This is a genomic window from Desulfoluna spongiiphila, assembly GCF_900101345.1.
Lineage (GTDB): Bacteria > Desulfobacterota > Desulfobacteria > Desulfobacterales > Desulfolunaceae > Desulfoluna > Desulfoluna spongiiphila.
In genome coordinates this window covers 60,551-86,597 of record NZ_FMUX01000009.1, presented here as the reverse complement: position 1 = coordinate 86,597, position 26,047 = coordinate 60,551, and the positions used below count along the sequence as shown (strand labels likewise).

At 57.1% G+C, this 26,047-nt stretch carries 24 protein-coding genes; 11 read left to right on the top strand and 13 right to left on the bottom strand.

Features of this window, described 5'->3' with window-relative positions; all coding sequences use genetic code 11:
• Positions 1–176: 176 nt before the first annotated feature.
• From ansA to BLQ12_RS13200, 4 genes are all read right to left on the bottom strand, one after another.
• A complete protein-coding gene (gene ansA / locus BLQ12_RS13210) occupies positions 177–1,193 on the bottom strand; it encodes an asparaginase (RefSeq protein WP_092211135.1) in 1,017 nt (338 codons plus the stop codon).
• 302 nt (positions 1,194–1,495) lie between these two features.
• Positions 1,496–2,710, bottom strand: a complete 1,215-nt coding sequence (locus tag BLQ12_RS13205) for an L-serine ammonia-lyase, iron-sulfur-dependent, subunit alpha (protein ID WP_092211134.1) — start codon at positions 2,708–2,710, stop codon at positions 1,496–1,498.
• Positions 2,711–2,915: 205 nt separating this feature from the next.
• The gene (locus tag BLQ12_RS27010; RefSeq protein ID WP_139163969.1) at positions 2,916–3,014 is read right to left on the bottom strand and encodes a MetS family NSS transporter small subunit; all 99 of its coding nucleotides are present in this window, start codon (positions 3,012–3,014) and stop codon (positions 2,916–2,918) included.
• 4 nt (positions 3,015–3,018) lie between these two features.
• Positions 3,019–4,494 (bottom strand): sodium-dependent transporter, encoded by a 1,476-nt coding sequence (locus BLQ12_RS13200; RefSeq protein ID WP_092211133.1) that lies wholly within the window; start codon positions 4,492–4,494, stop codon positions 3,019–3,021.
• A gap of 355 nt (positions 4,495–4,849) precedes the next feature.
• Between BLQ12_RS13200 and BLQ12_RS13195 the strand changes: the two genes are divergently transcribed.
• Positions 4,850–6,187 (top strand): Na+/H+ antiporter NhaC family protein, encoded by a 1,338-nt coding sequence (locus tag BLQ12_RS13195; RefSeq protein WP_092211132.1) that lies wholly within the window; start codon positions 4,850–4,852, stop codon positions 6,185–6,187.
• Positions 6,188–6,641: 454 nt separating this feature from the next.
• Here BLQ12_RS13195 and BLQ12_RS13190 read toward each other — a convergent pair whose 3' ends face one another.
• Complete coding sequence (locus tag BLQ12_RS13190) at positions 6,642–7,739, bottom strand: ABC transporter ATP-binding protein (RefSeq protein WP_092211131.1); 1,098 nt, start codon at positions 7,737–7,739, stop codon at positions 6,642–6,644.
• Between the two features lie 460 nt (positions 7,740–8,199).
• Between BLQ12_RS13190 and ugpB the strand changes: the two genes are divergently transcribed.
• The 4 genes from ugpB (at position 8,200) to BLQ12_RS13170 (ending at position 12,125) form a co-directional block, all read left to right on the top strand.
• A complete protein-coding gene (ugpB, locus tag BLQ12_RS13185; RefSeq protein ID WP_092211130.1) occupies positions 8,200–9,516 on the top strand; it encodes a sn-glycerol-3-phosphate ABC transporter substrate-binding protein UgpB in 1,317 nt (438 codons plus the stop codon).
• A 100-nt stretch (positions 9,517–9,616) separates the two neighbouring features.
• Positions 9,617–10,507, top strand: a complete 891-nt coding sequence (ugpA, locus tag BLQ12_RS13180; protein ID WP_092211129.1) for a sn-glycerol-3-phosphate ABC transporter permease UgpA — start codon at positions 9,617–9,619, stop codon at positions 10,505–10,507.
• A 9-nt stretch (positions 10,508–10,516) separates the two neighbouring features.
• Positions 10,517–11,437, top strand: coding sequence for an ABC transporter permease subunit (locus BLQ12_RS13175; protein ID WP_092211128.1), 921 nt, complete (start codon positions 10,517–10,519; stop codon positions 11,435–11,437).
• Positions 11,438–11,525: 88 nt separating this feature from the next.
• Positions 11,526–12,125, top strand: coding sequence for a histidine phosphatase family protein (locus BLQ12_RS13170; RefSeq protein WP_092211127.1), 600 nt, complete (start codon positions 11,526–11,528; stop codon positions 12,123–12,125).
• A 126-nt stretch (positions 12,126–12,251) separates the two neighbouring features.
• Here the strand turns inward: BLQ12_RS13170 and BLQ12_RS13165 are convergent, their stop codons facing one another.
• Together BLQ12_RS13165 and BLQ12_RS13160 are read right to left on the bottom strand one after the other, a co-directional pair.
• Positions 12,252–12,743 carry a dihydrofolate reductase gene (locus BLQ12_RS13165; protein WP_092211126.1) on the bottom strand — a complete coding sequence of 164 codons (492 nt, stop codon included), beginning with the start codon at positions 12,741–12,743 and terminating at the stop codon, positions 12,252–12,254.
• Positions 12,744–12,875: 132 nt separating this feature from the next.
• Positions 12,876–13,268: a hypothetical protein gene (locus tag BLQ12_RS13160; protein WP_139163968.1), complete on the bottom strand. Its 393-nt coding sequence runs from the start codon at positions 13,266–13,268 to the stop codon at positions 12,876–12,878.
• Positions 13,269–13,916: 648 nt separating this feature from the next.
• Here BLQ12_RS13160 and BLQ12_RS28350 point away from each other — a divergent pair.
• From BLQ12_RS28350 to BLQ12_RS13150, 3 genes are all read left to right on the top strand, one after another.
• Complete coding sequence (locus tag BLQ12_RS28350; RefSeq protein ID WP_367888782.1) at positions 13,917–14,261, top strand: DinB/UmuC family translesion DNA polymerase; 345 nt, start codon at positions 13,917–13,919, stop codon at positions 14,259–14,261.
• Between the two features lie 178 nt (positions 14,262–14,439).
• Positions 14,440–15,138 (top strand): FkbM family methyltransferase, encoded by a 699-nt coding sequence (locus tag BLQ12_RS13155; protein WP_092211124.1) that lies wholly within the window; start codon positions 14,440–14,442, stop codon positions 15,136–15,138.
• A 431-nt stretch (positions 15,139–15,569) separates the two neighbouring features.
• A complete protein-coding gene (locus tag BLQ12_RS13150; RefSeq protein ID WP_139163967.1) occupies positions 15,570–16,169 on the top strand; it encodes a hypothetical protein in 600 nt (199 codons plus the stop codon).
• Positions 16,170–16,352: 183 nt separating this feature from the next.
• Here BLQ12_RS13150 and BLQ12_RS13145 read toward each other — a convergent pair whose 3' ends face one another.
• On the bottom strand, positions 16,353–16,823 hold the full coding sequence (locus BLQ12_RS13145; protein WP_092211122.1) for a polyhydroxyalkanoate synthesis regulator DNA-binding domain-containing protein: 471 nt from the start codon (positions 16,821–16,823) through the stop codon (positions 16,353–16,355).
• 662 nt (positions 16,824–17,485) lie between these two features.
• Here BLQ12_RS13145 and BLQ12_RS13140 point away from each other — a divergent pair.
• Positions 17,486–18,103, top strand: a complete 618-nt coding sequence (locus BLQ12_RS13140; protein ID WP_175469750.1) for a TetR/AcrR family transcriptional regulator — start codon at positions 17,486–17,488, stop codon at positions 18,101–18,103.
• Positions 18,104–18,221: 118 nt separating this feature from the next.
• Positions 18,222–20,888 carry a hypothetical protein gene (locus BLQ12_RS13135; protein ID WP_092211120.1) on the top strand — a complete coding sequence of 889 codons (2,667 nt, stop codon included), beginning with the start codon at positions 18,222–18,224 and terminating at the stop codon, positions 20,886–20,888.
• Positions 20,889–21,264: 376 nt separating this feature from the next.
• Here BLQ12_RS13135 and queF read toward each other — a convergent pair whose 3' ends face one another.
• From queF to BLQ12_RS13115, 4 genes are all read right to left on the bottom strand, one after another.
• Positions 21,265–22,083 carry an NADPH-dependent 7-cyano-7-deazaguanine reductase QueF gene (queF, locus tag BLQ12_RS13130; RefSeq protein ID WP_092211119.1) on the bottom strand — a complete coding sequence of 273 codons (819 nt, stop codon included), beginning with the start codon at positions 22,081–22,083 and terminating at the stop codon, positions 21,265–21,267.
• Between the two features lie 225 nt (positions 22,084–22,308).
• Positions 22,309–22,968: a 7-cyano-7-deazaguanine synthase QueC gene (gene queC / locus BLQ12_RS13125; protein WP_092211118.1), complete on the bottom strand. Its 660-nt coding sequence runs from the start codon at positions 22,966–22,968 to the stop codon at positions 22,309–22,311.
• 3 nt (positions 22,969–22,971) lie between these two features.
• The gene (locus tag BLQ12_RS13120) at positions 22,972–23,601 is read right to left on the bottom strand and encodes a 7-carboxy-7-deazaguanine synthase QueE (RefSeq protein WP_175469748.1); all 630 of its coding nucleotides are present in this window, start codon (positions 23,599–23,601) and stop codon (positions 22,972–22,974) included.
• A gap of 19 nt (positions 23,602–23,620) precedes the next feature.
• Positions 23,621–24,019, bottom strand: coding sequence for a 6-pyruvoyl trahydropterin synthase family protein (locus tag BLQ12_RS13115; RefSeq protein ID WP_092211116.1), 399 nt, complete (start codon positions 24,017–24,019; stop codon positions 23,621–23,623).
• 146 nt (positions 24,020–24,165) lie between these two features.
• Between BLQ12_RS13115 and BLQ12_RS13110 the strand changes: the two genes are divergently transcribed.
• A complete protein-coding gene (locus tag BLQ12_RS13110; RefSeq protein WP_139163966.1) occupies positions 24,166–24,432 on the top strand; it encodes a hypothetical protein in 267 nt (88 codons plus the stop codon).
• Between the two features lie 240 nt (positions 24,433–24,672).
• On the opposite strand, the gene BLQ12_RS13105 is transcribed toward BLQ12_RS13110, so the two are convergent.
• The gene (locus BLQ12_RS13105; RefSeq protein WP_254782054.1) at positions 24,673–26,022 is read right to left on the bottom strand and encodes a CinA family nicotinamide mononucleotide deamidase-related protein; all 1,350 of its coding nucleotides are present in this window, start codon (positions 26,020–26,022) and stop codon (positions 24,673–24,675) included.
• Positions 26,023–26,047 lie beyond the last annotated feature (25 nt).

Here is a 26,047-nt window from a genome sequence, read left to right as displayed (position 1 = left end):
AGGCAGCCAAGTTCAAACTGCCTCCGGCGGCCCTGCCGGGAGCTAAACTTTTAAAAAGTTTAATAAACAGGCTTTAAAGAGCAAATTCAGACCAATCAAAATCAAAAGCGCATTCGCAGCCTGCTTTCGAGGTGGCACACCTCGCCGCCGGAGGCATTGATTTTATTTCTGCAACCTTACTCTGTCAGCTCCCCTTTCAGGCTGGCCTGCATGAGATCCCGGATCTCTGCGGTGTCCGAACGGGTGCTGAAGAGAAAAAACATTTTGGCCAGAGCCGCCTCCGGGGTCATGTCAAACCCGCTGATGACACCGGCCTCCAGAAGGCCCGAGCCCGTGGCATAGGCCCCCATCATGACGCGGCCTTTCAGGCACTGGGTGCAGTTGACGATGACCACCCCCCGGTCCGTGGCCTCTTTAAGGACCGCCATGAGTTCTGGATCGTTGTCCGGGGCGTTGCCCACCCCGTAGGTTTCCAGGACCAGGCCCTTGATGGGCGGGGCCAGGAGGTTTTTCACCACCGCAGCCGAGATCCCGGGAAACAGGCGAAGCACCGCCACCGGAGACTGATAAAGCCGCTGCACCCGCAAGGGGTCATGGCCGTCCGGCTTCGGGAGCAGCAGATGCCGCTTGATCTCGATATCAATGCCCGTGGTGCCCAGGGGCGGGAAATTGGGGGAATCAAAGGCGTCAAAGCCTCCGGCGTTCCACTTGGTGGTGCGGTTGCCGCGAAACAGGCGGTTGTCGAAGAAGAGGCACACCTCGTGGATATCCTCCCGGCCCGCCAGCAACATGGCCGTGATAAGGTTCTCCCGGGAGTCGTTCCTCACCTCGCACAAGGGGATCTGGCCACCGGTTAAAATCACCGGTTTTTGGAGCCCCTCCAGCATAAACGGCAAGGCCGAGGCCGTGTAGGCCATGGTGTCGGTGCCGTGGATCACCAGAAACCCATCGTAGTCGTCGTGGTGGGCCGCAATGTCCTCTGCGATGTCGAACCAGGCCGCAGGGCTCATGCTCGACGAGTCCAGGGGCGGATCGTACTCATGGATATGGTACTCCGGCATGGAGGGGCTCCTGAGCACGGCCATCTTCGCCATCTGATCCTTCAGGAATCCCGGAGACGGCTCGTAGCCCCTGGCCCCCGGCTTCATCCCGATGGTCCCGCCGGTGTCGGCAATGTAAATTTTCTTTTTCATGTGGTCCTAATCTATGGTCAACGAACGAGAGAGAATAAAACGCCTTCTTCGGATCAAATCACATCCGCCTTTCAAACAAACGTCGGCCTTGATCGGCATTTGTACATCAGCCCCTTGTCCCCTGGAGCGCCGCACTCCTGTGCGGCACGGGTAACGACAGACTAAAAATCCGCACCGGAGTGCGGCGCTCCGTTTCGGTCGATCTTTCTCGTTTTTTGGAGGTCGCGGCCCAAGCACCATTCACGACAAACGATAAAGACCTGTTTGTTAGACCCATCTTTTTAAGATCAGGCATAACCCAATCAATCTGTCTCGCCCATCCGGTTGCTGTAGGCCCGGGCCAGGCCGCCCTCGGCGGTTTCGCGGTAGGGGCTGGGAAGGTCATGGCCTGTTTCCCGCATGACGCGCACGACCTCGTCAAAGGAGATAAAATGTGACCCGTCGGAAAAAAGGGCGTAATCGGCGCAGTTCATGGCCCGGGTGGCCGCAAAGGCATTTCGTTCGATGCAGGGGATCTGCACCAGGCCAGCCACGGGGTCGCAGGTGAGGCCCAGGTGGTGTTCGAGGCCCATCTCGGCGGCGTACTCCACCTGCAAAACGGTGCCCCCGAGGATCTGGGCGGCGGCTCCGGCGGCCATGGCGCAGGCGGTGCCCACCTCTCCCTGGCACCCCACCTCGGCACCGGAGATGGAGGCGTTGAATTTGATGAGGTTTCCGATGAGCCCGGCAGTGGCAAGGGCCCTTAGGAAAATAATCTCGTCGGCCTTCACCACCTCCATCAGATAGCGGACCACGGCCGGAAGGACCCCGCAGGCCCCGCAGGTGGGGGCGGTGACAATGGTGCCGCCCGCGGCGTTCTCTTCGGAGACAGCCAGGGCGTACGCGCTGATCTTGCCTGTGCGCCGGAAATGGTCGCCGCTCATGACGGCTTTCTGGTGAAAGGTCCAGGCTTTTCGGGTGAGTCCCAGCACGCCGGGGAGCACCCCTTCGGTTGCAAGGCCATGGTCGAGGGCTCCCATCATGTCCTGGAGTTTTTCCCGCAGGAAGTCCCAGATGTCTTCCCCTTCGCAGGCCTCCACATACTGCCAGAAGGGAATCCCCTCTTTCCGGCAGTGGGCGAGGATCGCCTCCATGGTGGTTAGATCGTAGGTATGGGAGCTGGCAGGGGGCATCCCGGTCTCGCTGATGGCACCGCCGCCGGTGCTGTAGACCAGCCACTCGGCCTCGGTGCTCCCCGCTTTGTCCAGGGCTTCGAAGAGCATGCCGTTGGGATGGCCGGGAAGGAGCTCTTCAGGGCGCCAGATAATCTCCACCGAACCCGGGGCCAACCCTTCGGTCACCGCCACATCGGTCAGGTGCCCCTTGCCCGTTGCGGCCAGGCTGGCAAACAGGGTCACCCGAAACGAAGCGGCCTCCGGATGGTCCCCGGCAAAGACCTCGGCGGCAAGCCTGGGTCCCATGGTATGACTGCTGGAGGGTCCGACCCCTGTTCTGTATAACTCTCGAAGCGATTCCATGCCCTGTCTCCTTTCCTTGCGTCCCGCGATTCGTGCACACTCACCATCAAACAAACAATGCCGCCGGGTAGCCCTCGACGGCATTGAGTATCTTACACCGCGAATCGATAACCGGACAAGGCCGGGATCGTTGGGTGCACACTTTTTTTCCACAGGAGGCCCCTGAAAGGGCCCCCTTTAAGAGGTACAGAGATAGAGCGGGATGCTATTTGAGGTTTCGCAGGGCAATGCCGATGCAGAAGCAGGCGCCTCCCCAGGTAACCCCCAGCCCGAAGACCATCATCAAAACGGCTGATGTTTCCATATCGCTACTCCTTTCGACCCAGCAAGTCGCATTTGCTTAAAACAATGGCAAGAACAGGAAGAACCGCAACCACGGCCCAGCCATAGGCCCCCAGAGCGCTTGAGGGGTACCCTTCATAAGGCGTGGTGATATCACCAACGCATTTCATCACCATCATGTAGGCCACCACAAAGGTGGTAAAAAACTTGAGGCAAAAGCTCCACCACTGCCCCACGAGGAAGTCGGAGGTGCGGTTGACATGCTCCCTGATGGACTCCAGGTCGAAGAACCAGGAGAGAAGCACCACTTCGATCAGACCACCGAGGAGAACGGCGTAGGTGTTGATGAAGTGGTCGACGATATCAAGGACATAGAGGCCGGCCCCGGTGGCGTAAACAAGGCTCACGACAAAGCCGAGCCCGCAGAACAGGGTGGTGGCTGCCTTGCGGCTGATCTTGAAGCCTTCCAGGATCCCTGCGATACAGGCCTCACAGATGGAGATCATGGAGCTTACCCCGGCAAAGAGCAGGGAGAGAAAGAAGAGCACACCGATAAAGCTGGCCCCGGGCATGAAGTTAATGGCCTGGGGAATGGTGACAAAGGCCAGGCCCACGCCGGAGGAGACCACGTCCTGAATGGGAACACCCTTCTGGGCGGCCATGTAGCCCAGGACGGAAAAGATCATGATCCCTGCGAGCATGGAGAAGCCGCAGTTGATAAAGGCGGTCATGAAGGCGTTGTTGTTGATGTCGGACTCCCCGGACAGGTAGCTGGAGTAGGTGATCATGATCCCGAAGCCGATGCTCAGGGAGAAGAAGACCTGTCCAAAGGCAGCCGCCCAGACCTTGATGTTTCCAAGGGCGGAAAAATCAGGTTTAAAAAGCCAGCTCAGGCCATCCACCGCGCCGGGCATGGTCACCGCTCGGGCCATGATGAGGATCACCATGACAAACAGGGCGGGCATAAAGAACTTATTGGCCGTTTCGATGCCCTTTTTAACGCCGCAAATCAGCACGCCCCAGCAGGTAAGCCAGACCATGGCCAGGGGGGCCAGGATCTGCCACTGGATGCCGCCCATGGAAAAGGGGCCGTCGGACAGGTGCAGGTACTCCTTGAAGAAGAAGGCGCTGGTGTCCTCGCCCCAACCGAGGTTGAAGGAGAGGGTAAAATAAGAGAAGGACCAGGCAATGATCACCACGTAATAACTGGCAATGACAAAACAGACGAGAAGCTGCCACCAGCCGATCCACCCCCATCTCTTGTTGAGGGAGCGGAAGGTCACCGGGGTGGCCCCGGCGTGTCTCTGCCCCACCCCGAACTCAAGGATCAGCAGAGGAATACCGGCCGTAAAGACCGCCACAAAGTAAGGGATCAGGAAGGCACCGCCCCCGTTTTCGTACACCATGTAAGGGAAACGCCAGATGTTCCCCATGCCGATGGCGGATCCAACCGCCGCCAGGATAAACCCCAAACGGGTCCCCCATTGATCTCGCTGTTTCATGCAACCTCTTTTCCGTCGTGGATATCGATTGTGTATCGTCAAACAAAAAGCCCGCCCTGTCGAATCCACGGCACATCTTTCAGATCCAGACTTTCAATATCCCCCCGCCCAAACTTTAAAAGTGTAAAAAAGGGGACTCAGAAATTTGACGATATACCTAATTCACCGACGGATGTCAATCGCCAAGCCAAACCCGGAAAGCCTTCAACCACGGCCAACCCCGCGACTGTCAACCCAATCGGCAAAATTGGTTGACCGTACGCCTTGACTGTCTTTCCCGATGCTGATAAGGTGTCTTTTTTCTAAAATTACGGCAATCATCTGAAATATATAGAAGTTATCGAGGTGAACGACAGTGAACAGGATTATCTCCACCCAGCCGCGCGTCTCCGCGCTCCTTCCCCTGGGCCTCTTTCTTGCCATTTTTGTGGGAAGCGGGCTCTATTTCCAAAGCGTGGGCACCAGCTTCGCTTTCTACCAGGTGGCAGCTCCGGTGGCAGCCCTGCCCGCCATTATCCTGTCGGTTCTCCTCTCCAGGCAGAGCCTTACGGAGACCGTTGAACGCTTTTTAAAAGGCGCCGGTCACAGCAACATCATGGCCATGTGCATGATCTACCTGCTGGCCGGAGGTTTCAGCGCCGTGGCCAAGGCAACCGGTGGTGTGGATGCGGTGGTGGCGGTGGCCATTTCGGTGATTCCTGCATCTTTTCTCCTGCCCGGCCTTTTTGTGGTGGGCGCCCTGATCTCCACGGCCATGGGAACCTCCATGGGCACCATCGCGGCCCTGGCCCCCATTGCCCTGGGTGTTGCCGGTGAAGCGGGCCTCTCCATCGCCCTGACCGCAGGGGCCGTCACGGGCGGTGCCATGTTCGGGGACAACCTCTCCATCATCTCCGACACCACCATCGCGGCCACCCGGACCCAGGGGTGCGAGATGAAGGACAAGTTCCGGGTCAACGTGGCCGTGGCCGTTCCGGCAGCCGTCTTCACCATCGTGCTGCTCCTCTTCCAGGCCAAGGGGACCACCGTGGCCGAGGCCAAGGACGCCTCCTTCCTCCTGGCCCTGCCCTACGCCGCCATCCTGGTGATGGCCGTCTCCGGCATCAACGTCTTTGCCGTGCTCTTTTCAGGCATCATCCTGGCGGGCCTTGCCGGGTTCATGACCACCCCGGATTTTACCCTCCTCACCTTTGCCAAGGAGATCTACAACGGGTTCACCGGCATGCAGGAGATCTTCATCCTCTCCATCTTCATCGGTGGCTTAGGGGAACTCATGAAGGCCCAGGGCGGCCTGCTGGCCCTTGAACGGGTGGTCTCCAACGCCATCCGAAACGTGGCCTCCGGCAAAGGCGGCACCGCCATCGCCGAGATGGGCATCGGGATCCTTGTCTTTCTCACCAACCTCTGCACAGCCAACAACACCGTGGCCATCCTCGTCACCGGCAGCGTGGCCAAAAACATCGCCGAGGCCAACGGTGTGGAGCCCAAGCGGGCCGCAGGCACCCTGGACATCTTCGCCTGCATCTGCCAGGGCCTGATCCCCTGGGGCGCCCAGATCCTTTTGGCCGCCTCCATCTTCAAGATCTCCCCCCTTGCCGTGGTGGGCAACGTCCACTACTGCATGGTGCTCTTTATCTGCACCATGGTGTCCCTTTTCATCCCCAGAAAAGCGGGCGTTCCCGCAGACGCATAAAGACAGCACATCCACGTTTTAAACCAAAAGCCCCCGGCAGAATGCTCTGCCGGGGGCTTTTTTGGTTTGGATGGTTCCCAAAGGGGGATGGGATGCTGTCATAATATCGCGTAATTTCATGTAATGAATCGCTTGCGGTGCGCACGGCGCGCCCTACGGGACACCGACCGGCCTCGCGGGCTTTATAGGGTGCGGCTCCCGCACCGTTTTCGCTACGCGGGCCACCGGGTTTCGGGACATTCTACCGCCCTCTGCAAACCCACCGGCGTTGATTCGGTGGCACCACAAAACAAAACCCCGATGCGCTGGGGGCGCGTCGGGGTCGATTGCAAAAGCAGAACGGTATGTTGTCATAAAATCGGGCGGTTTCGGATAATGGATCACCTTCGGTGCGCACGGCGCACCCTATAACCTATGACCTATGACCTAATTCACCTAATCACCTGCTTTCCCTTTAATAAATGGCCATGGTGGTCTCGGCATCAAAGATATGCAACTGATTGAGGTTGGCCTCCACGCGGACGGCATCTCCCGGGGCCACGACCCTGCGGCCGTCGCATTTTGCAAGGACCCTGGCACCGCCCAGGTCCACGTGGACGTGGGTCTCGTTGCCCAGGGGTTCAACCACGTCCACCACACCGGGAAGTTTCCAGTCTTCGGGGAAGCGGCCCTCTCCGCTTTCAAGGGTCAGGTCCTCGGCACGGATGCCCACAACCACCTCCTGTCCCGGGGCGATCTCTACACCCTCTTTATCGGGGACGGGCAGGCTGACCTCCCCTTCAAACTCCAGGGAAAGGCCCCCTTTAACGCCTTTGACCACGGCGGGGACAAGGTTCATGGGAGGGCTCCCGATAAAGCCTGCCACAAAGGTATTCACCGGTTTTTCAAAAAGCTCCAGGGGTTTTCCCTGCTGGACGATGTGCCCGTCTTTCATCACCACGATGCGGTCCCCCAGGGTCATGGCTTCCACCTGGTCGTGGGTCACGTAGATGATGGTGGCGTCCACGCGGCGGTGGAGCTTTTTCATCTCGATGCGCATCTGGGTCCTGAGCTTGGCGTCCAGGTTGGAGAGGGGCTCGTCAAAAAGAAAAATATCGGGTCTGCGGACAATGGCGCGGCCCATGGCGACCCTCTGGCGCTGGCCGCCGGAGAGCTGGGAGGGCTTGCGGTAAAGGAACTCTTCAAGGCCCAGGATGGCCGCTGCCTCTTCCACGCGGCGCTTGATCTCCTCCTTGGGCCGTTTTTTGATCTTCAGGCCGAAGGACATGTTGTCAAAGACGTTCATGTGGGGGTAAAGGGCATAGTTCTGGAACACCATGGCCACGCCCCGGTCTTTGGGGGCCAGCTCGTTGATCACCTTGTCTCCGATGGTCATGGTGCCGTCCGAGATCTCCTCAAGGCCGGCGATCATGCGCAGGGTGGTGGACTTGCCGCACCCCGAGGGACCCACGAAGACCACGAACTCTTTGTCCTTGATATCGAGGTTGATGCCGTGCACCACCTCGGTCTTGCCATACCGTTTCACCACATCGTTTATCTGAAGCCGAGCCATATCCTGTCCTGTTTTGTCAGCACCCCGTACGGGCCGGGGTTTCTTGTCGCCCTCACCGCTTGTGGCCTGCGTCTTCGATCTCGGCCTGCGATGCCATGGGGAAAGGAGATCCCGCATCTCTATCCAAGGGGTATTAGCAGGAATGCCGCAAATGAAACAATAAAAAAATCACGCGCTCTGCCCCGATCCCTCCGCCGGTTGCCGCTTCAGCGGCCTGAGGCCCTGGTCCCACGAAAAAACGGGCAGGCGGCCGAAAAATCCGGGGCACCAAAACAAGGGATCGGATTTTAAAATCAATCCCCGCCGCCGCCACCCGTCCCCTGCGGTATCCGGGCCCCTCAGGGACTGATTATGCCTTGACGCCCCCCCGAAATCGCCATAGGCTGTCCTCGTCATAACCAGTAGCGGTTACAATCAATCAGGTGTTATTTGGAATGATCCACGATGAGGAGGAGAAGAGATGGTTCTTCGAAAATGGTTTGCAACGATCACTGCGGCGCTGATACTTGCCCCGGCAGCAGCCATGGCCAAACCCGTCACCATACAGTGGTGGCATGCCATGAGGTCTGCTCGCGGCGAGGTGGCCAACGAAATCATCAAGCGGTTCAATGAATCCCAGGACCAGTACCAGGTCGTGGGCAGCTTCAAGGGGAACTACGATGAAACCTTAAACGCCGGGATTGCCGCCTTCAGGGCAAAAAAACAGCCCCACATCATGCAGGTTTTTGAAGTGGGCACCCAGACCATGATGCTCTCCGGCGTGGTCTACCCCGTCTTTGAACTGATGAAGGACACCGGCTACGACATCGACTGGTCCCGGTATCTCCAGCCCATCCTCTCCTACTACATGAACGCCGACGGCAACCTGGTCTCCATGCCCTTCAACTCGTCGACCCCTGTGATGTACTACAACAAAGAGCTCTTCAAAAAAGCGGGCATCGACACCGTCCCCGTCACCTGGGACGACATGGGCGTGGCCACGGGCAAGCTCCGTGCCGCAGGCGTCAAGGCCGGGATGGTCACCGCCTGGCAGTCCTGGGTCCAGGTGGAGAACTACAGCGCCATCCACAACATCCCCTTTGCCACCAAATCCAACGGCTATGAAGGCCTTGACGTACAGCTCACCATCAACAACCCCCAGATGGTCAAGCACGTCACCCGCCTCCGGGACTGGGCCAAAGACGGCCGATTTGTCTACTCCGGTCAGAAGTACCAGGGCCCCAAGGCCGAGTTCCTTGCCCAGAAAGCCGGGATCTACATGGACTCCATCAGCGGCATCGCCAAGCTGAAGAAAGCGGCCCAGTTTGAGTGGGGCGTTGCTCCCCTTCCCGTGGAAGCCGACATGCAGGCACCCCAGAACAGCATCATCGGCGGGGCCTCCCTCTGGGTGCTCAAAGGGCACACACCGGAAGAGTACAAGGCCACGGCCGCCTTCCTGAAGTTCATCTCCACCAACGAGATCCAGGAGTACTGGCACAAGCAGACCGGCTATTTCCCCGCCACCATCGACGCCTATGAAAGCCTCAAGGCCAAGGGTTACTACAAGGCCGATCCCAAGCAGGAAGTGGGCATCAAGCAGCTCAAGCGACGGGATCCCACCAAAATCTCCCGGGGCCTGCGCCTCGGCAGCTTCACCCAGATCCGAAACATCATCAACGAAGAGCTGGAGCTGGTCTGGAACGGCAACAAAACGCCCCAGGAAGCCCTGGACACGGCCGTTAAACGCGCCAACATCAAGTTGAAATCCTTTGCCAAAACCTACAAAAGACGTTCATAACCGTGTCAGCGGTTTAACAGGCTGCCACGCCGGACCCGGCCTCCATGCCGGGTCCGGCTCGTTCATCCGTTGACGTTTTACAAAAAAAGCCACAGGCCCCATGCAAAAACGATCGGTTTTCAAATCAAAATACCTGCCCTACGTGCTGATCCTTCCACAGGTTCTGGTCACGTTGACTTTTTTTTACTGGCCCGCCGCCCAGGGATTGATCCAATCCTTCCTCCTGAGCGATCCCTTCGGCCAGTCCAGCACTTTCGTGTGGTTCGAGAACTTTGTGGCGATCTTTACCGATCCCCTCTATCTCAAGTCCATCGGCATCACCATCGTCTTCAGCCTTACCACCGCCTTTGTCTCCATCTCCCTGGGGATGATCATCGCCACCCTGGCCAACCGGGCCACGCGGTGCAAGGCGCTGATCCGGACGATGCTGATCTGGCCCTACGCCGTGGCTCCGGCCATCTCTGGCGTCCTCTGGCTCTTTCTGCTGCACCCCTCCTTCGGGGTGGTTGCCCTGGCCCTCAAAAAATGGTTCGGGTTCAACTGGAACCCGGTGTTAAACGGCAACGACGCCCTTGCCATGGTGATCATCGCCAGCGCCTGGAAAGAGATCAGCTACAACTTTGTCTTTTTCATGGCCGGGCTCCAGGCCATTCCCCATTCGCTCATTGAAGCGGCATCCATGGACGGGGCCTCCCCTTTCCGGCGTTTTTTTGCCATCACCCTGCCCCTGTTGTCACCCACCCTCTTTTTTCTTACCGTCATGAACATCATCTACGCCTTTTTCGAGACCTTCGGGGTCATCCATGCGGTCACCCAAGGGGGACCGGGGGGCGCCACCAACACCCTGGTCTACAAGGTGTACCAGGACGGCTTTGTGGGGCTGGACCTGGGCTCGTCCGCAGCCCAGTCCGTGATTCTGATGATCCTCATCGTCGGGGTCACCGTGTTTCAGTTCAAATTCATCGAAAAAAGAGTTCAATACGCGGGGTAAAGGCACATCATGGTTGAAAAGACACCCATACTTGATTTTCTGACCTACGTTTTTCTGATCCTGGGCATTATCATCGTCGGCTTTCCCATTCTCTATGCGGGCATCGCCGCCTCCCTGCCCCTGGAAAAGGTCTCCCTGGTGCCCATGCCCCTGGTACCCGGCGATCAATTCCTCGTCAACATGAAGCTGGCCTGGACCCGGGGGGACCTGGCCACCCAGCTCATCAACTCCTTTATCATGGCCTCGGGCATCACCTTCGGCAAAATCACCGTCTCCATGCTGGGGGCGTTTTCCATCGTCTATTTTGACTACCGGTTTCGCACCGTGGCCTTTGTGACGGTCTTTTGCACCCTGATGCTGCCGGTGGAGGTGCGCATCCTGCCCACCTACGAGATGGCCGCCAACGTATTCGGGCCCCTGCAGCCCCTCTGGGACCTGCTGCACCTCAACATCGTGGTCAGCTGGTTTGCCGGGCACGATGTGGAGGTCTCCCTCAACTGGAGTCTTCTGGACAGCCACACGGGCCTGATCCTGCCCCTGGTGGCCTCGGCCACCTGCACCTTTCTCTTTCGCCAGTTTTTTCTCACCGTGCCGGAAGAGCTCTGCGAAGCCGCCAAGATGGACGGGGCATCGCCCATGACCTTTTTTCGCAAGGTCCTTTTCCCCCTGTCCAAGACCAACATCGCCGCCCTGGTGGTCATCGAGTTTGTCTACGGCTGGAACCAGTACCTCTGGCCCCTGCTCATCACCACCAACCCCAAGATGCAGACGGCGGTCATCGGCCTGCAGAACCTCATCCCCCTGGCCGACGACCTCCCCGAGTGGAACATCGCCCTTGCAGGGGCCCTCATCGTCATGCTGCCGCCCATCGTGGTGGTCCTGGCCATGCAGAACTGGTTCGTCAAGGGCCTGGTGGACTCGGAAAAATAGGCACGGCCCAACGCACAGACACCAAGGGCGCGGCACCCCATGTGCCGCGCCCTTCTTCTTTTTATCACGCAAGACAAAGGCGACACCCATGATCACCCTTCCCTTTCATACCAATCGCTATTTCATCTTACGCCACGGCCACAGCACGGCCAATGAAAAGGGCCTTATTGTCAGCAGCCCTGAACACGGCATCGGCAACTGGGGCCTCTCGGAGACAGGCAAAGAGGAGGTGACCCGGTCCATGACCCGAGCCGCCGACGAGGGGCTCTTCAACCCCATGATCAAGCCGGTGGTGGTCTGCTCCCCTTTTCTGCGCGCGTTAGAGACCGCCTCCATCGCCGCAAAAATCCTCAAGGCGGAGCGGTTTCCCGACAGCAATTTGCGGGAGCGATTTTTCGGGGAGTTTGATTTGAAGGAGAGCGCGCTGTACGAAAAGGGCTGGACGCAGGACGAAACAAACCCTGACCACACCGAGTTCGGCGTGGAGAGCGTCAACGCCGTTGCCGCCCGCATGGTCGAGGTGATAAAGCGCACCGGGCAACGCTACAACGAGAAGGACATCATCCTGGTTACCCATGGGGACCCGGGCCAGATCCTCCAGTGCGTCTTCGACGGCATCGACCCGGCAAAACATCGCAGCATCGAGCCCTTGCAGACCGCTGAACTCCGCGCCATCCCCAGCAGGTAAAGGCTCAAACAATAAAATAAATATACGCGTCACACATGAATACCGCTGTGATTTAACCCGAGGACCGAGGGGTAAAGCGCAGCGGTAACCTGCTTTCAAGGTGGCTCACCTTGACGCCGGGGCCCGTTATGACCCGGCAGCCCCCGGTTCCTTTACATAGATGGTGTAGGTGTAGGGTATCTCGGCGGGATAATCCTGGGAAAAAACCGGTGCAAAGGTATCGGGGATCTCCGGCATGCGGATGTCCCCTTCGGGCTCTGCGTGGATGTGGGAAATGTGCAGGGTGTCGGCAAAGGGCAAGGTCTCTTTAAAAATTTCGCCGCCTCCGGCCACCATGAGCCGCCGCCCGTCTCTGCAGCCCGCCTCAAAGGCCTCCTCAAGGGAGGTGCAGACCGTGCATCCCGGCGCCTCGTAGGCAGGATTCCGGGTCAGGACAATGATGTGCCTGCCCGGCAGGGGCCGCCCGATGGACTCCCAGGTCTTGCGCCCCATGAGCACGCTGTGGTGATAGCTCACCGCCTTGAACAGGGAAAGCTCCCCTTCGATATGCCACGGAATATCGGCACCGTTGCCGATAATCCCATTGTCCGCCACCGCAACGACAATTGAAATCTTCATCCTCACTATCCCTTCATCACCCACATGGGCCGAACCACCCGTCACCTCTCGGTGTCCGGGTCAAAGCAGAAAAACGAGCCGTATCCCCCATATACCACTTGCCCGTGGCACGTGTCGAGGGGTGAAGGACGGCTATTTGATGATCTGTATCCCCATGGTGTGCATCCTGGCCATGCGCCGCTGCCCCTTGTTCCCCCGCGTCACGGACAGCACCCGGTTCACCAGCTCCAGCAGCTCCCGGCACAGGGGCCGAAACGAATGGATGGAGCAGGTCGACGGATCGAGCAGGGTACCGTAACGATGCAGGAGGGTGGTGCCTTTCACCCCCTCGATCAACTCCTCGATGGACTCCACCACATCTTCGGCAACATCCTGATAGAGATCAATATCCACCACATCGTAGAGAATCGAGACGAGCGTCTCCTGAAGATGCTCGAAGTCGCGGCGTTTTACGGCTGCCAGTTCCAGTGTTCGGTAGTACCGTGTTTTCACCTGTCTTCCGACGCTATCGGATAAAATATCCATATTATCGTAAACCTCATAGGAAACCATAGCGGATTAAGCCCCACTACAGCAGACGCACAATATTGTGATATTGTTCCAACTTACAACACGATAGAGCCCTATCCCGAATATTTCATAAGAAAACGACCAAGCCATATCAATAAGACGCCATTACAGTCGGTTACGGTTGGAATGTATCTATATTCATCTGTAAGCCACTTTTAACCAAAGTGTCCCCCGTATGCGTTGACACCAGTGCGGGCGCGCCCAGAAACAATGGGGTAGCTTGACGGTCATGCGGAGTCAGCGGGGATTCGTCAGAGACAGAAACGCGATAAAAGGGGATGATTAAAGGATAACACAAGAGCTGGTATAAAACCAAGGACATACGATTTTGAGACAATGGAAAGCAGGTACTCAGGGTCATCGATCCCGGGCGTCAAAACGTGGCCACCGGCCTTGCCAATGGAGCCCTGCCCTCGCGGCTTTTGTGGTATCGCCGACCCGGTTTGGCACGCGCGGGCCCTGGCGGCCACCGCTATGGGTAAGGTCTGGGGTGTTGGCAGGCGGTACGAAAAATTCCTGAAGGTTCGGGAGGCAACATGACCCTGGACCTTGTCAGGGCGATACGCGGCATGATCCAAGATGAGCTGGCCGGGGTATCCTGCTATCCCCTGGAAAGGAACTGGCGTCTCCCGGACGTTTTCCAGAGGGATTGATGACCTTCAGGATCTCCATGGAGCCCTCTCCTCCTATGGCGAATGGGTTGCAAAAAAGATAGGTAAAAATGGGCTTCGGGCGGGCGTGATGAATGTCTATGCGGTGAGCAACAGATTCCACAAGACTGATTTCTGTCACAACAAAACCACCTTTCGGTTTCCGGTGCCAACCTCAGGCAGCCCGGAAATGATCAAGGGGCCCCTTCCTCCTGCATGGTCCACATTCTTAATATCTGCTGCCCAGACCTTTTACATCCTCCCTTGCAATTATGCGCGTCAAAGAGTAAAAATTTAACCCTGTGATGATAAATAGCTGAAATATAGTCAGCCAAGTAATAATCAGGGTTTGCCGGTTTTGGGGGGTTATGACTTTTGAGTGAAACACTGGTTATTTCAAAACACAGAACAGCATGGCACGATGTCCGAAAAACCATGAATTATGGGGATAATCATTATTCTCTGGAGAAATAACCATGATGAGTTTTGCTCGAAAACTAAGACTCTGTACGAAAGTTGCTCTTGGTAAGGAACTACTTATAAAATACGACGTAATTTGCAAGAAAGAAAGGTTCGGTTCAGATTATGGCGGCTGGGATATAGTTACTGCAAATCTGAATTCTAACTCAGTTGTTTACTCATTTGGCGTTGGAGAGGATGCATCATTCGACACAGCGCTTATTGAAAAATACAATCTCACTGTCCATGCTTTTGACCCAACACCAAAGTCAATTGATTGGGTGAAGAGACAAGATTTTTCGGATAAATTTGCCATGTATAATTATGGAATAGCGGCATTTGATGGCAATGTTTCTTTTAATCCCCCAGAGAATCCTGAACATGTTTCCCACACCATTCTTGATAGGCCATCAACAAGTACTGAAGCAATAACGGTTCCGGTAAAAAAACTCAGTACTATAATGCAAGAGTTAGGTCATTCTCACATAGACATCCTTAAAATGGATATCGAAGGTGCAGAATACAACGTTATAAAAGATATCTGCAAATCAGATATTCGGCCGGTGCAACTTTTGGTGGAATTTCATCATAGATTTGAAGGTGTTGGCATAAAAGAAACCAAGAAATCGATAAATATCATCAGATCAATGGGATATCAGCTGTTTTCTGTTTCCGCTACAAATGAGGAATACTGCTTCATTCAAAGTACCTGCTAATCGCGTACGAAAGTGAAGGGATCAGACCTATCACATTTGGCAAAAATGAAATCCCCATATTATTTGTGGGTTACACGATTTACCAATCAGCCTAAAGGCCTGTAGGGTCTGGCCCATACCCATAATATATTTTCTTCCCGTCAACCATCCACTGCACTCCTCACCAGCCAAACCCATCCACTCAAAGCCACGACCACCGAAAATCCAAGCTGCAACCCGATTTGTGGCGCCCCTGTGGGCGCACGAAGCTACAGGCCCTGTGACCTAAAACCAAAAGCAGGAGGGGGCGCCGTTTTATGGGTCGATGGGTTGTCGATGGCAGGCTGAAACAAGGCCGGGAAAAAACTCTGGACTAAAGCTGGCCCTCTCCCCCGCCGAGATGATAACAAAGGGAACCGAACCGACAACCGCAGGCATTGGAAAAAAAAGACATGGCCGAAGAGCAGAACGAAACCACAGACAGCCCCAAACCAAAGAAACTGAAAAAAATCCTCTTTTTGGCTGCCGGAGTGCTGCTCCTTGCGGGGCTCGGCGCAGGGGGCTGGTTCGGGTACACCACCTTTTTCCAATCCGATTACCCCAAGGAAAAACTGGCCTACGTGGACCTTGATAAAACCGTCCTCAAGTTCACCTGGACACAGATGCCTGAGGTCTACCGCCACATGGTCAACGCCAACGCGGAGATGGCCCTCATGAAAAATGAGATCGATCGGATCAGGACGGTGGGCAAATCGTACCCCAGACAGAAAAAAATCGTGGCGTCGGAGATCAAGCGGTGGGAAAAAAACGTAAGGAAGCTTTCCGGACAGCTCAAGAGGTTCCAGGGCCAGGTGGAGGCCCTTTACGTCACCTTCCGGGTGAACCCTCAGAAGGGTCGCACTGACATCTTTGAAAAGAGCCCGGACCTTGCCGCATCCCTTCAGGATGCCGTGTCCGGTGCAAGGAGCCAGACGGATCCCGTGAGGTTGTCCAGGATTCCTCTGGAAGGAATCAAAGGGATCATCGCAAAGGTTAAAAGCCGGTTTCTTTAGCCCCGGTACGTCAGAGAAAGCGATGGGTCCAAAGCAACAATTTATAATTTCAGATGGTTGAAAAGAGAGATGGGGCAGCCATCTTCTGCGTTATCAGAACGCTGGGACGAGCCACGGCATCTGCAGCCCCCATGCCTTGCATAGGCAATCACTCCACTCTCGGGCTGCCCGGGCAATGCCCCTTCAGGAATCCCCCTTCTCCTCGGAATCTTTTCTGGGAGGGTGAAAAAAAGGAAAGGGAGAGGCCTTGGCCAGATCGTCCACCGATCGCCTTGCCATCTCCGTAAACTCAGAGCTGAAATGGAGCACCTTCTTGAACTGGTTGTCGAAGGCTTTCCGCTGTTTGACATAGCTGTCGATGGTCTGGGACAGGTGCAGGTCGAAAAAGTCGCCCATCATGTTGTCGCCGTACCGGAGCATCAGGTGCAGAAGGTGAACGGGCAGAAAGAACTTCTTGTTTTTTGCCTCCTCTACGAGGATCTGGGTGAGAATGTAGGCCGTCACATCATCCCCGGAACAGGCCTCCAGCACCTTCACGTCCCGTCCGCTGCGGATGATTTCAGCGAGTTGTTCCAGGGTAATGTAGGTACTCTCACTTGTGTTGTAGAGGCGCCTGTTGCTGTACTTTTTCACCACCACGGTCTCTTCAGCCATTGTCTCTCCCGTTGGGTTATCAGTCGATAAGTAGGGAGGCCCCCGAATTAGCGGACCTTTTTGTACTATATGCCAGCCCACCGGGGAATGCAATTGACATCCTTAGCCTGTTTCCTTTATTGATTAACCCGGAGATTTCGTGAGAAAACAACCAGAGCAAATCAATAGGCGCCCATTCCAGCTGGCTGCTCGAAACTATTTAGACATTTCAAAAATGCAAAATGCAATTCACCGTTTTCTGCTCGATTCCCTCACCCTCCGGGCGAGCCGAGTGCGCTCATCTTCCGCGTTATCAGAGCGTTGAGGTAAACCACGGCTCTGCATCTCCGAGGCCTTGAATATGGGTACACTCGACTCATGACATATCCGGGACAGAGGGTGTTTGAGAAAAATTACTTCGTTTGTTTTTAATAATTATGTTTTTTCCTATCGTAGAATCCTATATAGTGAATCACAACCGCCACTGATCCCGTCCTTATAAAGCGGTTCGGCACCAACACCCCAGTGCCGCAATGACGGTACCCCCCCAAAAGGCAGACAACGTGTCGGGTACCTGGAAGAATCGGTCAACCCAGAGATAACGAACCAAAGACGATAAAACCTACCTGCAGAACATGACACCAAAGTCAGTACATTCGAAACCGGTACAGGAGAACCCGACCATGGCGAAATCTGTCCTGAAACAACTCAAAGAACATGAACGCGAAGTCAGACGACAACTGATCATCAACGCGGCCAAAACCCTCTTCAGCCAAAAATCATTCCACGAAATCGGTATGAGAGACATTGCCAACGAAGCCGGGATCTCTGTTGCCTCCCTCTATCAGTACTTTCCCAGCCAGGATGATCTGTTCGTGGAGATCCTCACCAACGACATCAACAAGATTAAATCGCGCCTTTGGGAAAGCCGTCGCGAGCTTGGCGATATGGCCATCGACATCGTCAACTTCCTTGTGGACAACGAAGATATCTTCCAGATGATGAGCCACTTTATGATCAAGGGCGAAAAAAACCCGGAGACCCTTCGCAAGTTCAACGTCATCCAGGTCCTCTTCCTCGACATGCTGGACAGGGCCCTGGCCCGGGCCGGAGAAGCCCACCCGGTGAGCTACTACTCCCACGCCTTCTTTGCCTCCCTTTTCGGCAACGTCATCACCTTCCGAAACTATCCGTCGAGCGATGCCTCCTCCCACCGTGAAAGCCTGTACCACGTGGCGCGAATCACCGCCAAAGCCTTCCATGACACCCTGGTCACCGATGAAAGCGAGGAAACCCCTTGAGCAACCTTGGAAATTCGACCGTCACGGACTAAAACTACTTTTATTGAAATAAACATTGTTATATAGTTGATTTTCTTCACAGCTTCCGTATCAACCCCATCGGACAAGGAGAAAATCCGTGAACATACGCCTCACCCTGTTCATCGCTGCCATCGTCTGTCTCCATACCTCAACCGCCTTTGGGATCTGGAACTACGAACGTCCGGCCGACTCCACACCGGCCCTCATGGGCTGCTGGTCCGATGGGACCACCTCCTACGCAGTGGGGTTCAATGGGGCGGCCTTTTGCCACGAAGGGGGCACCTGGAAAGACATCAGCGACGACACCCTTGCCGATGCGGCCCTCTTCGCCGTTCACGGCACCGCATCAGGAGACGTCTATGCCTCAGGCTTCCGGTTTGGCGCCCCCCGCTTTGATTCCGACAACGACGGCCAGATCAATGCCGACGACGACTCGAGCCGCTACGGCGTGATCTTTCGCTACAACGGATCAGGCTGGGAAGAACTCAACACGCTGTTCGGGCCCGAATCACAATTCTTTGCGTCCTCATTTACCGGTCTCTGGACGGATGAAAACGGTGTCGTCTATGTGGCCGGAGGTAAAAAACGGTCGTTCTACGACAACTCGCCGGTGGGCATCCTGCTCGCCTACGACGGCGCTTCGTTCTCCCCCCTTGTCGGTGCGTCCTACCAGTGGCCCAACATGAACACCATCTGGGGTTCCGAGTCCAGCGCGTATGTCTCCTGTGCCGCAGGACTTGTGGTTAAGGTGGACACCCATTCCCGTGTGGCCACGCCTCTTAAAACTGCTGGTAGCGGCGTAAACTTCCGCGGTGTATGGAAAAAGCCGGGCGGCACCCTCTATGCTGTGGCCGAGGCCACGTACGGATACATCTTACGGTACGACGAAACCGATGGCTGGCAGGACATGGCCATTGACAAAGATGAGCGCCCTCCCCTCCTTTGTATTGCCGGAAACGATGAACTCCTCGTGGCCGCCGGGGAATACGGGAAGGCCTACTACCTGGACACCGACGTGAACATATGGAAGGAGATGCTCACGGGCACACAGAACCACATCAACGGCCTCAGCGTCCCAACGGACGGCTTTCTGGCCGCCACCTACCTCGCAACAGATTCCACGACCACCCCCACGGGCGCCCTGTACCGCATGACGGAAAAGGATCCCAACACCGCCTACATCCTCGCGGACCAGCCGACGGGCATCAGCGCTGACGACCCACCCTCCCATGAGGTTATCCTCTACGACTTTGCCCTGGGGGACATCTGGAAACGCGAATGGGTCTTCAACAATGGCATAAACGCCCCCGTTCCGTCCTACGGCATCCTTTACTCCAGCACGCCCGAAGGTGCCAACACCGCCCTGGAAATCACCGGTGAAGGTGGAGAAGAGAGCAACAGGGAGCTTCGCATCTATCCCTGCTCCGGGTGTACGCCCCATGTGGATGTATCGGAAGACGTCATCCGCGTAACCATTCGCTCCGGGATCACCACCCAAAACCAGATCAAAACCCTTCTGGAAGAGAGCCACGCCGTCTCGTATGTCTACCCCCGCCACGGCACCAGCCCCTGGGTGGTCTCGACGAAGGGATTCGACAGCGCCCTGCTCAAAGGGGGACGCAACGACGAGGACATCTACATCAACGAGGAGACCTCGGGAGACACCTATTACCTTGCCGTCCACCGATTCAAAGGGTATGGAACCTGGGAGCCTAAGCTCACCGTGTACCGGGAAAATGTCGCCTACCTGAACGGCATGATCAAAATTATCGGACACCGTACGACAGGCACAGGCACCACCGTTGAAATCATTGACGCCGGAGACGACCCCGCGTCGGAGTCTGCAAAGGGCCTGCTCGGCGGCCTCATCGACATCACCGCACCTCCCGGGGAAAAGGGAAACATTGAAATAAAGCTCATAAGCCCATCCTCCACGGATGAGGTAACCTCCACCCTCTCTCCCCTGGGCAATAAGCTCTCTGTCCACATCCGTAACGGCATCACCACCATCCAGGCCATCATCGACCACCTCAACACCTTAAACGACACCATCGCGTCAGCCTCTTTTAAAGCGGACAGCAGCCTCACCGAAGACAGCGCAGCCCCATGGATGGAGATCTACGGCTCAACCGTTACCCTGGAAGGGGGAACGAACCATGCCGTATGGGCCTACAACGAGGACAGCAACACGGTCACCCTCACCATGGACAGTGGCATCACCACCACCACGGACATCGCCAAGGCCCTTTCCGATGTAAAAACAGACCCGGAAGATAACGAGACCCGGGTGTTTCGAAAAGTCAAAGACCTTATTCCGTACACCACATGGGACACAGAGAAATTCACCAACACGGTCACCCTCACCGGCATCGCCACGGAACCCGCCAAAACCACCGTCCGCGTATTTAATGAGGACGTGCTGGATTTTAATCACACCCCAAACGAGGCAAAGCTCTCGGCAACAGTCACCTTCACGGATCAATCCGAGGCGGTCCTTGATATCATCAGATGGCAATGGGACGTCTTCCGGCCCCTGGATGAGGGCTACGAGACCAAAGCCAGCGTCACCACCGAGACCGGCACCGCCGAGGTGACCATCTCGGATCTCGGGACATACAACATCGGCCTGAGGGCCACCCTCAAAGACGGCTCGACCCTTACCATGGTAAAGGATGATGCCCTCAAGATAACAGGGAAACATGCCGGAGACTCCAGCCTGGACGGCGCCAACGGCTGCTTCATCGGCGCGGTCTCCCCGTGGTGAGAAAAGTATTCACCCCCCAAACGTCAAAAGGCACCCCCGGAAGTTCTCCGATGGGTGCCTTTTTTTGTCGGTATTGGGATCCCGTCAACACATATGACGTACCTGAAGAATTCGCCTGCGGCTACGCCGTGACATGAGGGACAAAAACATCCGCAGCCAAATTAAAGATGCCTCCGGCGGCCCTGCCGGGGCCAAACGTTTAAAAAGTTTGACAAACAGATCTTGCTCAATTTCACGGAAACCTTCGCGGAAGCTCTCACCCTGAGGAACGAAGGGGGTGGGCTTCCGCAACCTGGGGGCCAGAGGGGATCATCCCCTGGCCGCCGGATGCAGGCTTTTCCTGCCCACTTCAACCATAGAAGGCAGTTTTTCCACCCTACTGTCGCACAAGACGACGGTTGGAAAACGCCGTGGGCGCACTGCTCCGGCACGGGTTGATGTCCAGCCCTCCCCGTCGGGTAAACCGCCCCACCACCGTAAGCGCCGCAGGGGCCAGGCGATCCATGATATCCGTGTACAGGGTCTCCACACAGTTCTCGTGGTAGCCGGTGTGGGTCCGAAAGGAGACGAGATAGGCAAAAAGCGCGGCCTCGTCGATCTTCTTCCCGGAGTAGGTGATCTCCACCGTGGCCCAGTCAGGCTGACCGGTCACCGGGCAGTTGGTGCGCAGGATATGGGAACACAGGGTCTCATCCGTCACGTCCCCGTCCCCGTGGGCCAGAAGGGAGGCGTCCACCTCGTAGACATAGGAGTCCGCTTCATGGTGGTCGATGCAACGGCCCGTTGCCCGATGGGCCTTGAAGGCCTCGGTGTCGTCGCATCCGAACAGCAAGACCGCCACCTCCGCCTCCGCAACCCGGGAGAGATCGGCAACCATGGCCTCTTTCACCTTTTCCGGGCTCTCAAACCGACTCATATTAAACGAGTTCAAGTAGAGCTTCAGGGACTTGGACTCCACGATGCAGCGGCTCGTGGCCGGAAACCTGATTTCAGCCACCGCAGAGGCGGGTTTTCCCTTGCCGTCCAGCCAGGAGAGTTCCCAGGCCGTCCAGATGTCCTCCCCGCAAAAGGGGAGCGCCTTTCCGTCCAGCCCCAGGGCCCCGCGGCCCAGGGACCGTTCCACCGGAAACAGCTGGGACGGGTCGTAGGCAAAGGTGTATCCGATTTTCTTCCCCAAGGGGTTTTCCGTTCTCATACAAACTCCCAATTATGGACAGAATAAGCCTCCGGCGGCCCTGCCGGGGGCTAAACTTTTGCCTGATCATATAAAGGCGGGTTTAACAAACAGGCATCAAGAATCGTTCTTGGCCAAATGTCATCTTAAAGGCGGATGCGATTTGACCCGAGGAACGAGGGACAAAGCGCATCCGCAACCTGCTTTCAAGGTGGCACACCTTGCCGCCGGAGGCATCTTTTTCAGCTATACCAGGTACGTGGTCGGATCGAGGCCTTCGTCGAAGCGCAGGGCGTACTTGCGTTCGTCGCAGGCGCCGCAGGTGCCGCAGTGGGCGCTGCCGCCTTTGTAGCAGGTCCAGGTGGCGGCAAAATCCACGCCCAGGGTGCGGCCCAGATCGCCGATTTCCCGCTTGTCCATCCGGGCAAAGGGAAAGGCGATGGCCACCTGACCGTCGGTGCCGAGGTGAATGGCCTTGCCAAGGGCCTCGTTGAATTCGGGACGGCAGTCCGGGTAGATGACGTGGTCACCGGCGTGAGAAGCCAGGACCACCTGGCGTGCGCCCACGGATTCGGCGTAACCGGCGGCGATGGAGAGCATGATGCCGTTTCTGAAGGGGACCACGGTGCTCTTCATGTTCTCGGCGTCGTAGGCACCGTCGGGCACCGCGTCACCGGATTGCAGGAGGCTTGAATCAAAGAGCTCGTTGATGAAGGGGAGCGGCACCAGGGTGTGGGGCACCCCCAGGTGATCGCACATGGCCTTGGCCATGGGAAGCTCGCTGGCGTTGTGCTTGGATCCGTAGTCAAAGCTGATGGCTACGCAATTCTGGCCTTTGGCGACGCAATCGGCCAGGAGCACGGCGGAGTCCATGCCGCCGGAGAGGACCACAACGGTTTCATACATGGGTCAGATTCCTTTTTTGGTATCAAAGGCGAGGATGTGAAGGCGGCTTGCCATGCGGTAGCCCATCTTGACGCAGTGGTCCCAGACCACGGGCATGTTCTCGATCTGGTCGTCTCGGGTCATGCCCAGGGGCATGAGCCACACCCGCTCTTTTTCAAGGGCATGGTCCGCCACAAAGGCGTCAATAACAGGGAGGGTCTCTTCACTGGCAACGAACTTGAGGTGCCCGGCGCGGGCAACGCTTTTTCGGTCCACATGCCAGGAGCCGTCCAGGTACTTCGGCGAGAGGATCACCTCCCCCCTGATGCCTTCGGGCACAGGCACCTTGCCCGAGGTCTCGTACTGCACGGCGATGCCCCTTTCAGCCAGGGCGGTGTCCAGCTCGCAAAGGCCCGCGTCCCACTGGCGCAGGGGTTCGCCCCCGGTGATGACCACAAAACGGTGCCCGCTGTCTTTCACCGCGTCCAAGAGGTTCTCTACGGAGACCTCGGTGCCGTCCTCCCAGGCGCCCTTGGTATCGCACCAGGGGCACAAGGGGGCCACGCACCCTGCCAGCCGGATGAAAAAAGCGGGCCGCCCGGTATGGGGACCTTCTCCCTGGAGGGAGGCAAACATTTCATGAAGATTCAGCATAGAGTCCATCCCGAAAAAATCAGGCCGTCACGGTTGCCCAGGAGTCCGGGGTTTCGTAGAGCCGCACCTCTTTCAAGGTCAGGCCCTCGAATTCAGAAGCCCTCGACAGGGTCTTGAAGATATAAAGCACCATGTTCTCGGCTGTCACCGGCAGGTTCTCGTACTCGGGAAGCTCGTTTAAGTTGGCGTGGTCGTAGCGGTCCACGATCCGCTCTTTCACCAGGCGTTTGAGCTCGGTGAAATTCAGGATCATCCCCGACTCATCAAGGGGGCCTGCAACCGTGACCCGAAGGGTGTAGGTGTGGCCATGGAAAGCCGCGCACTTGCCGTAAAGGGCCTTGTTCTCTTCTTCGGAAAAATCGTGACGGCAAAGCCTGTGGGCTGCGTCAAATCGGAACTCTTTGGTAATGGAAAGCATGAGCTACCTTCTTCACTGGGACTGCGACACATGCAGATAGGAGCCCGGCAAACCATCTTGTATCAAGAAAGGATTACGCGAAGGGGCCACAACCGGCTGCGCGGTCAGTGAGGGAGAATTTATTGTGCGGGATGCCTCTCGTCCGCATGGACCTTAAAAAAAGCCCCATCCATAAAAACCACCATGGCCCGGCCACGGCAGATGAAGTCTTCACTATACAACAACGCGCTTTTGTATCACAGCCCGGGCCCATTGGAAACGGGAAAAAGCCAAAACGCATGCCTTCTATGGTTAAAGTGGGTGGAAAAAAGCTTGCCTCCGACGGCGAGGTGAGCCACCTCGAAAGCAGATTGCGAATGCGCTTTCCCCTTCGTTCCTCAGGGAAAATCACATTCGCCTATGGTTCAGATTAAGATCAGGCAAACGTTTGGCCCTCGTGCCTCGGGTCAAAGCACAACGGCGTTCAAAATGCACCACGACCATAGCTCAAACACCCAAACCCTATAACCTGCTTTTCCTATGGCCCATCTCCCCTATGACCTGTTCTTTCGCTCCCAGACCCTGACGATATCAAACATGGAGGCAGAGCCTGGGAACGAACGCCCAGGCCTTATGACCTATAACCTAATCTTTCCTATGACCTGGTTTCCCTATCATCCGTTTTCCCTATCACCTACTTTTACCTTTCTTCTCAACAGATCCAACGCCTTGAACGCAAAAATCCGCTTGTTCTGGTGGCGGTCTTTTAAGGGTGAGACAAACCGGTGGGTCTCGGTGCCCCCTTCCGTGGAGATGCCGATCCAGACGGTGCCCACGGGTTTTTCATCGGTGCCGCCGGTGGGCCCGGCGATGCCGCTGGTGGCAATGCCGATGTCGGCGCCGGAGACCCGCCGCGCCCCCTGGGCCATCTCCCCAACGGTCTCACCGCTCACCGCCCCGCAAGCCTCCAGGGTCTCGGCAGAGACGCCCAGTACCGCCTCCTTGGCGCTGTTGGCGTAGGTGACGGCCGAAAGCAAAAACCAGTCGGAGCTCCCCGGCACATCGGTAAGCAGGTTTCCGATAAGACCACCGGTGCAGCTCTCGGCCACGGCAAGGCTCTGCCCGGCCCCGCACAGGGCGGTGGCCACGGCCTCGGCCATGGAGTCACCGGCCTCCGAGACCACATACCCTTCCAGGCGCTTTAAAGCCTCCGCCGAAGCGGCCTCCTGCCGTTTCGCCACCCCGGCATCCTCCTGGGCAAAGGCCCAGATCTTCACCTCGATGACGGGAAAGGAGGCCCGATAGCCCACATGCACACCGGGAAACCCCGACTCAATGCCTGCAATCCGCTCCCCCACCACGGACTCGGGGAGGCCAAAAGTGGTGATGGCGGTTTTTACCAGGCGGCTCCCCCGGGGTTGCAGACCCACAATGGCCGGAACCACGGACTCGTTCATGAGAAAGCGCATCTCACGGGGCACGCCGGGCAAAAACCAGAACCGGGTGCCGGAAAGCTCCAGGCAAAACGCCGGGGCCGTGCCCACGGGGTTGGGGATACAGGTGGCCCCCTTCGGGAGGCGCGCCTGCTTGAGGTTTGACGCAGGGACAGCCACATGGCGACCTTTAAAGTATGCGGCAACGGAAGCTGCAGCCACGGGGTCCTCCACCAGGGGAACCCCGGCCGATTCCGCAGCGGCACGGGTGGTAAGGTCGTCTTCGGTAGGCCCCAGCCCCCCGGTCACCACCGCCACCTCGCACTCACCCGCCACACGGGAGAAGACCTCTTTAAGGGAAACCAGGTTATCCCCCACCGAAAGATGGCGCACCACCTCCACGCCCAGCTCGCACAGCCGCTCCGAAATCCAGGACGCGTGGCTGTCCACCACCTCTCCTTTGAGTATCTCCTCACCGGTCGTAATCACCATCGCTCTCATCCGCAACCTCTCCTTTCGCCCTGCCGTCCGGGGCTCGCCCCTGTCCGAAAGGGCCACCCGCGCCTGTCCGCAGGCATCATGATCATACACATTCAAGGCGCCGTCTCCTTCAGAA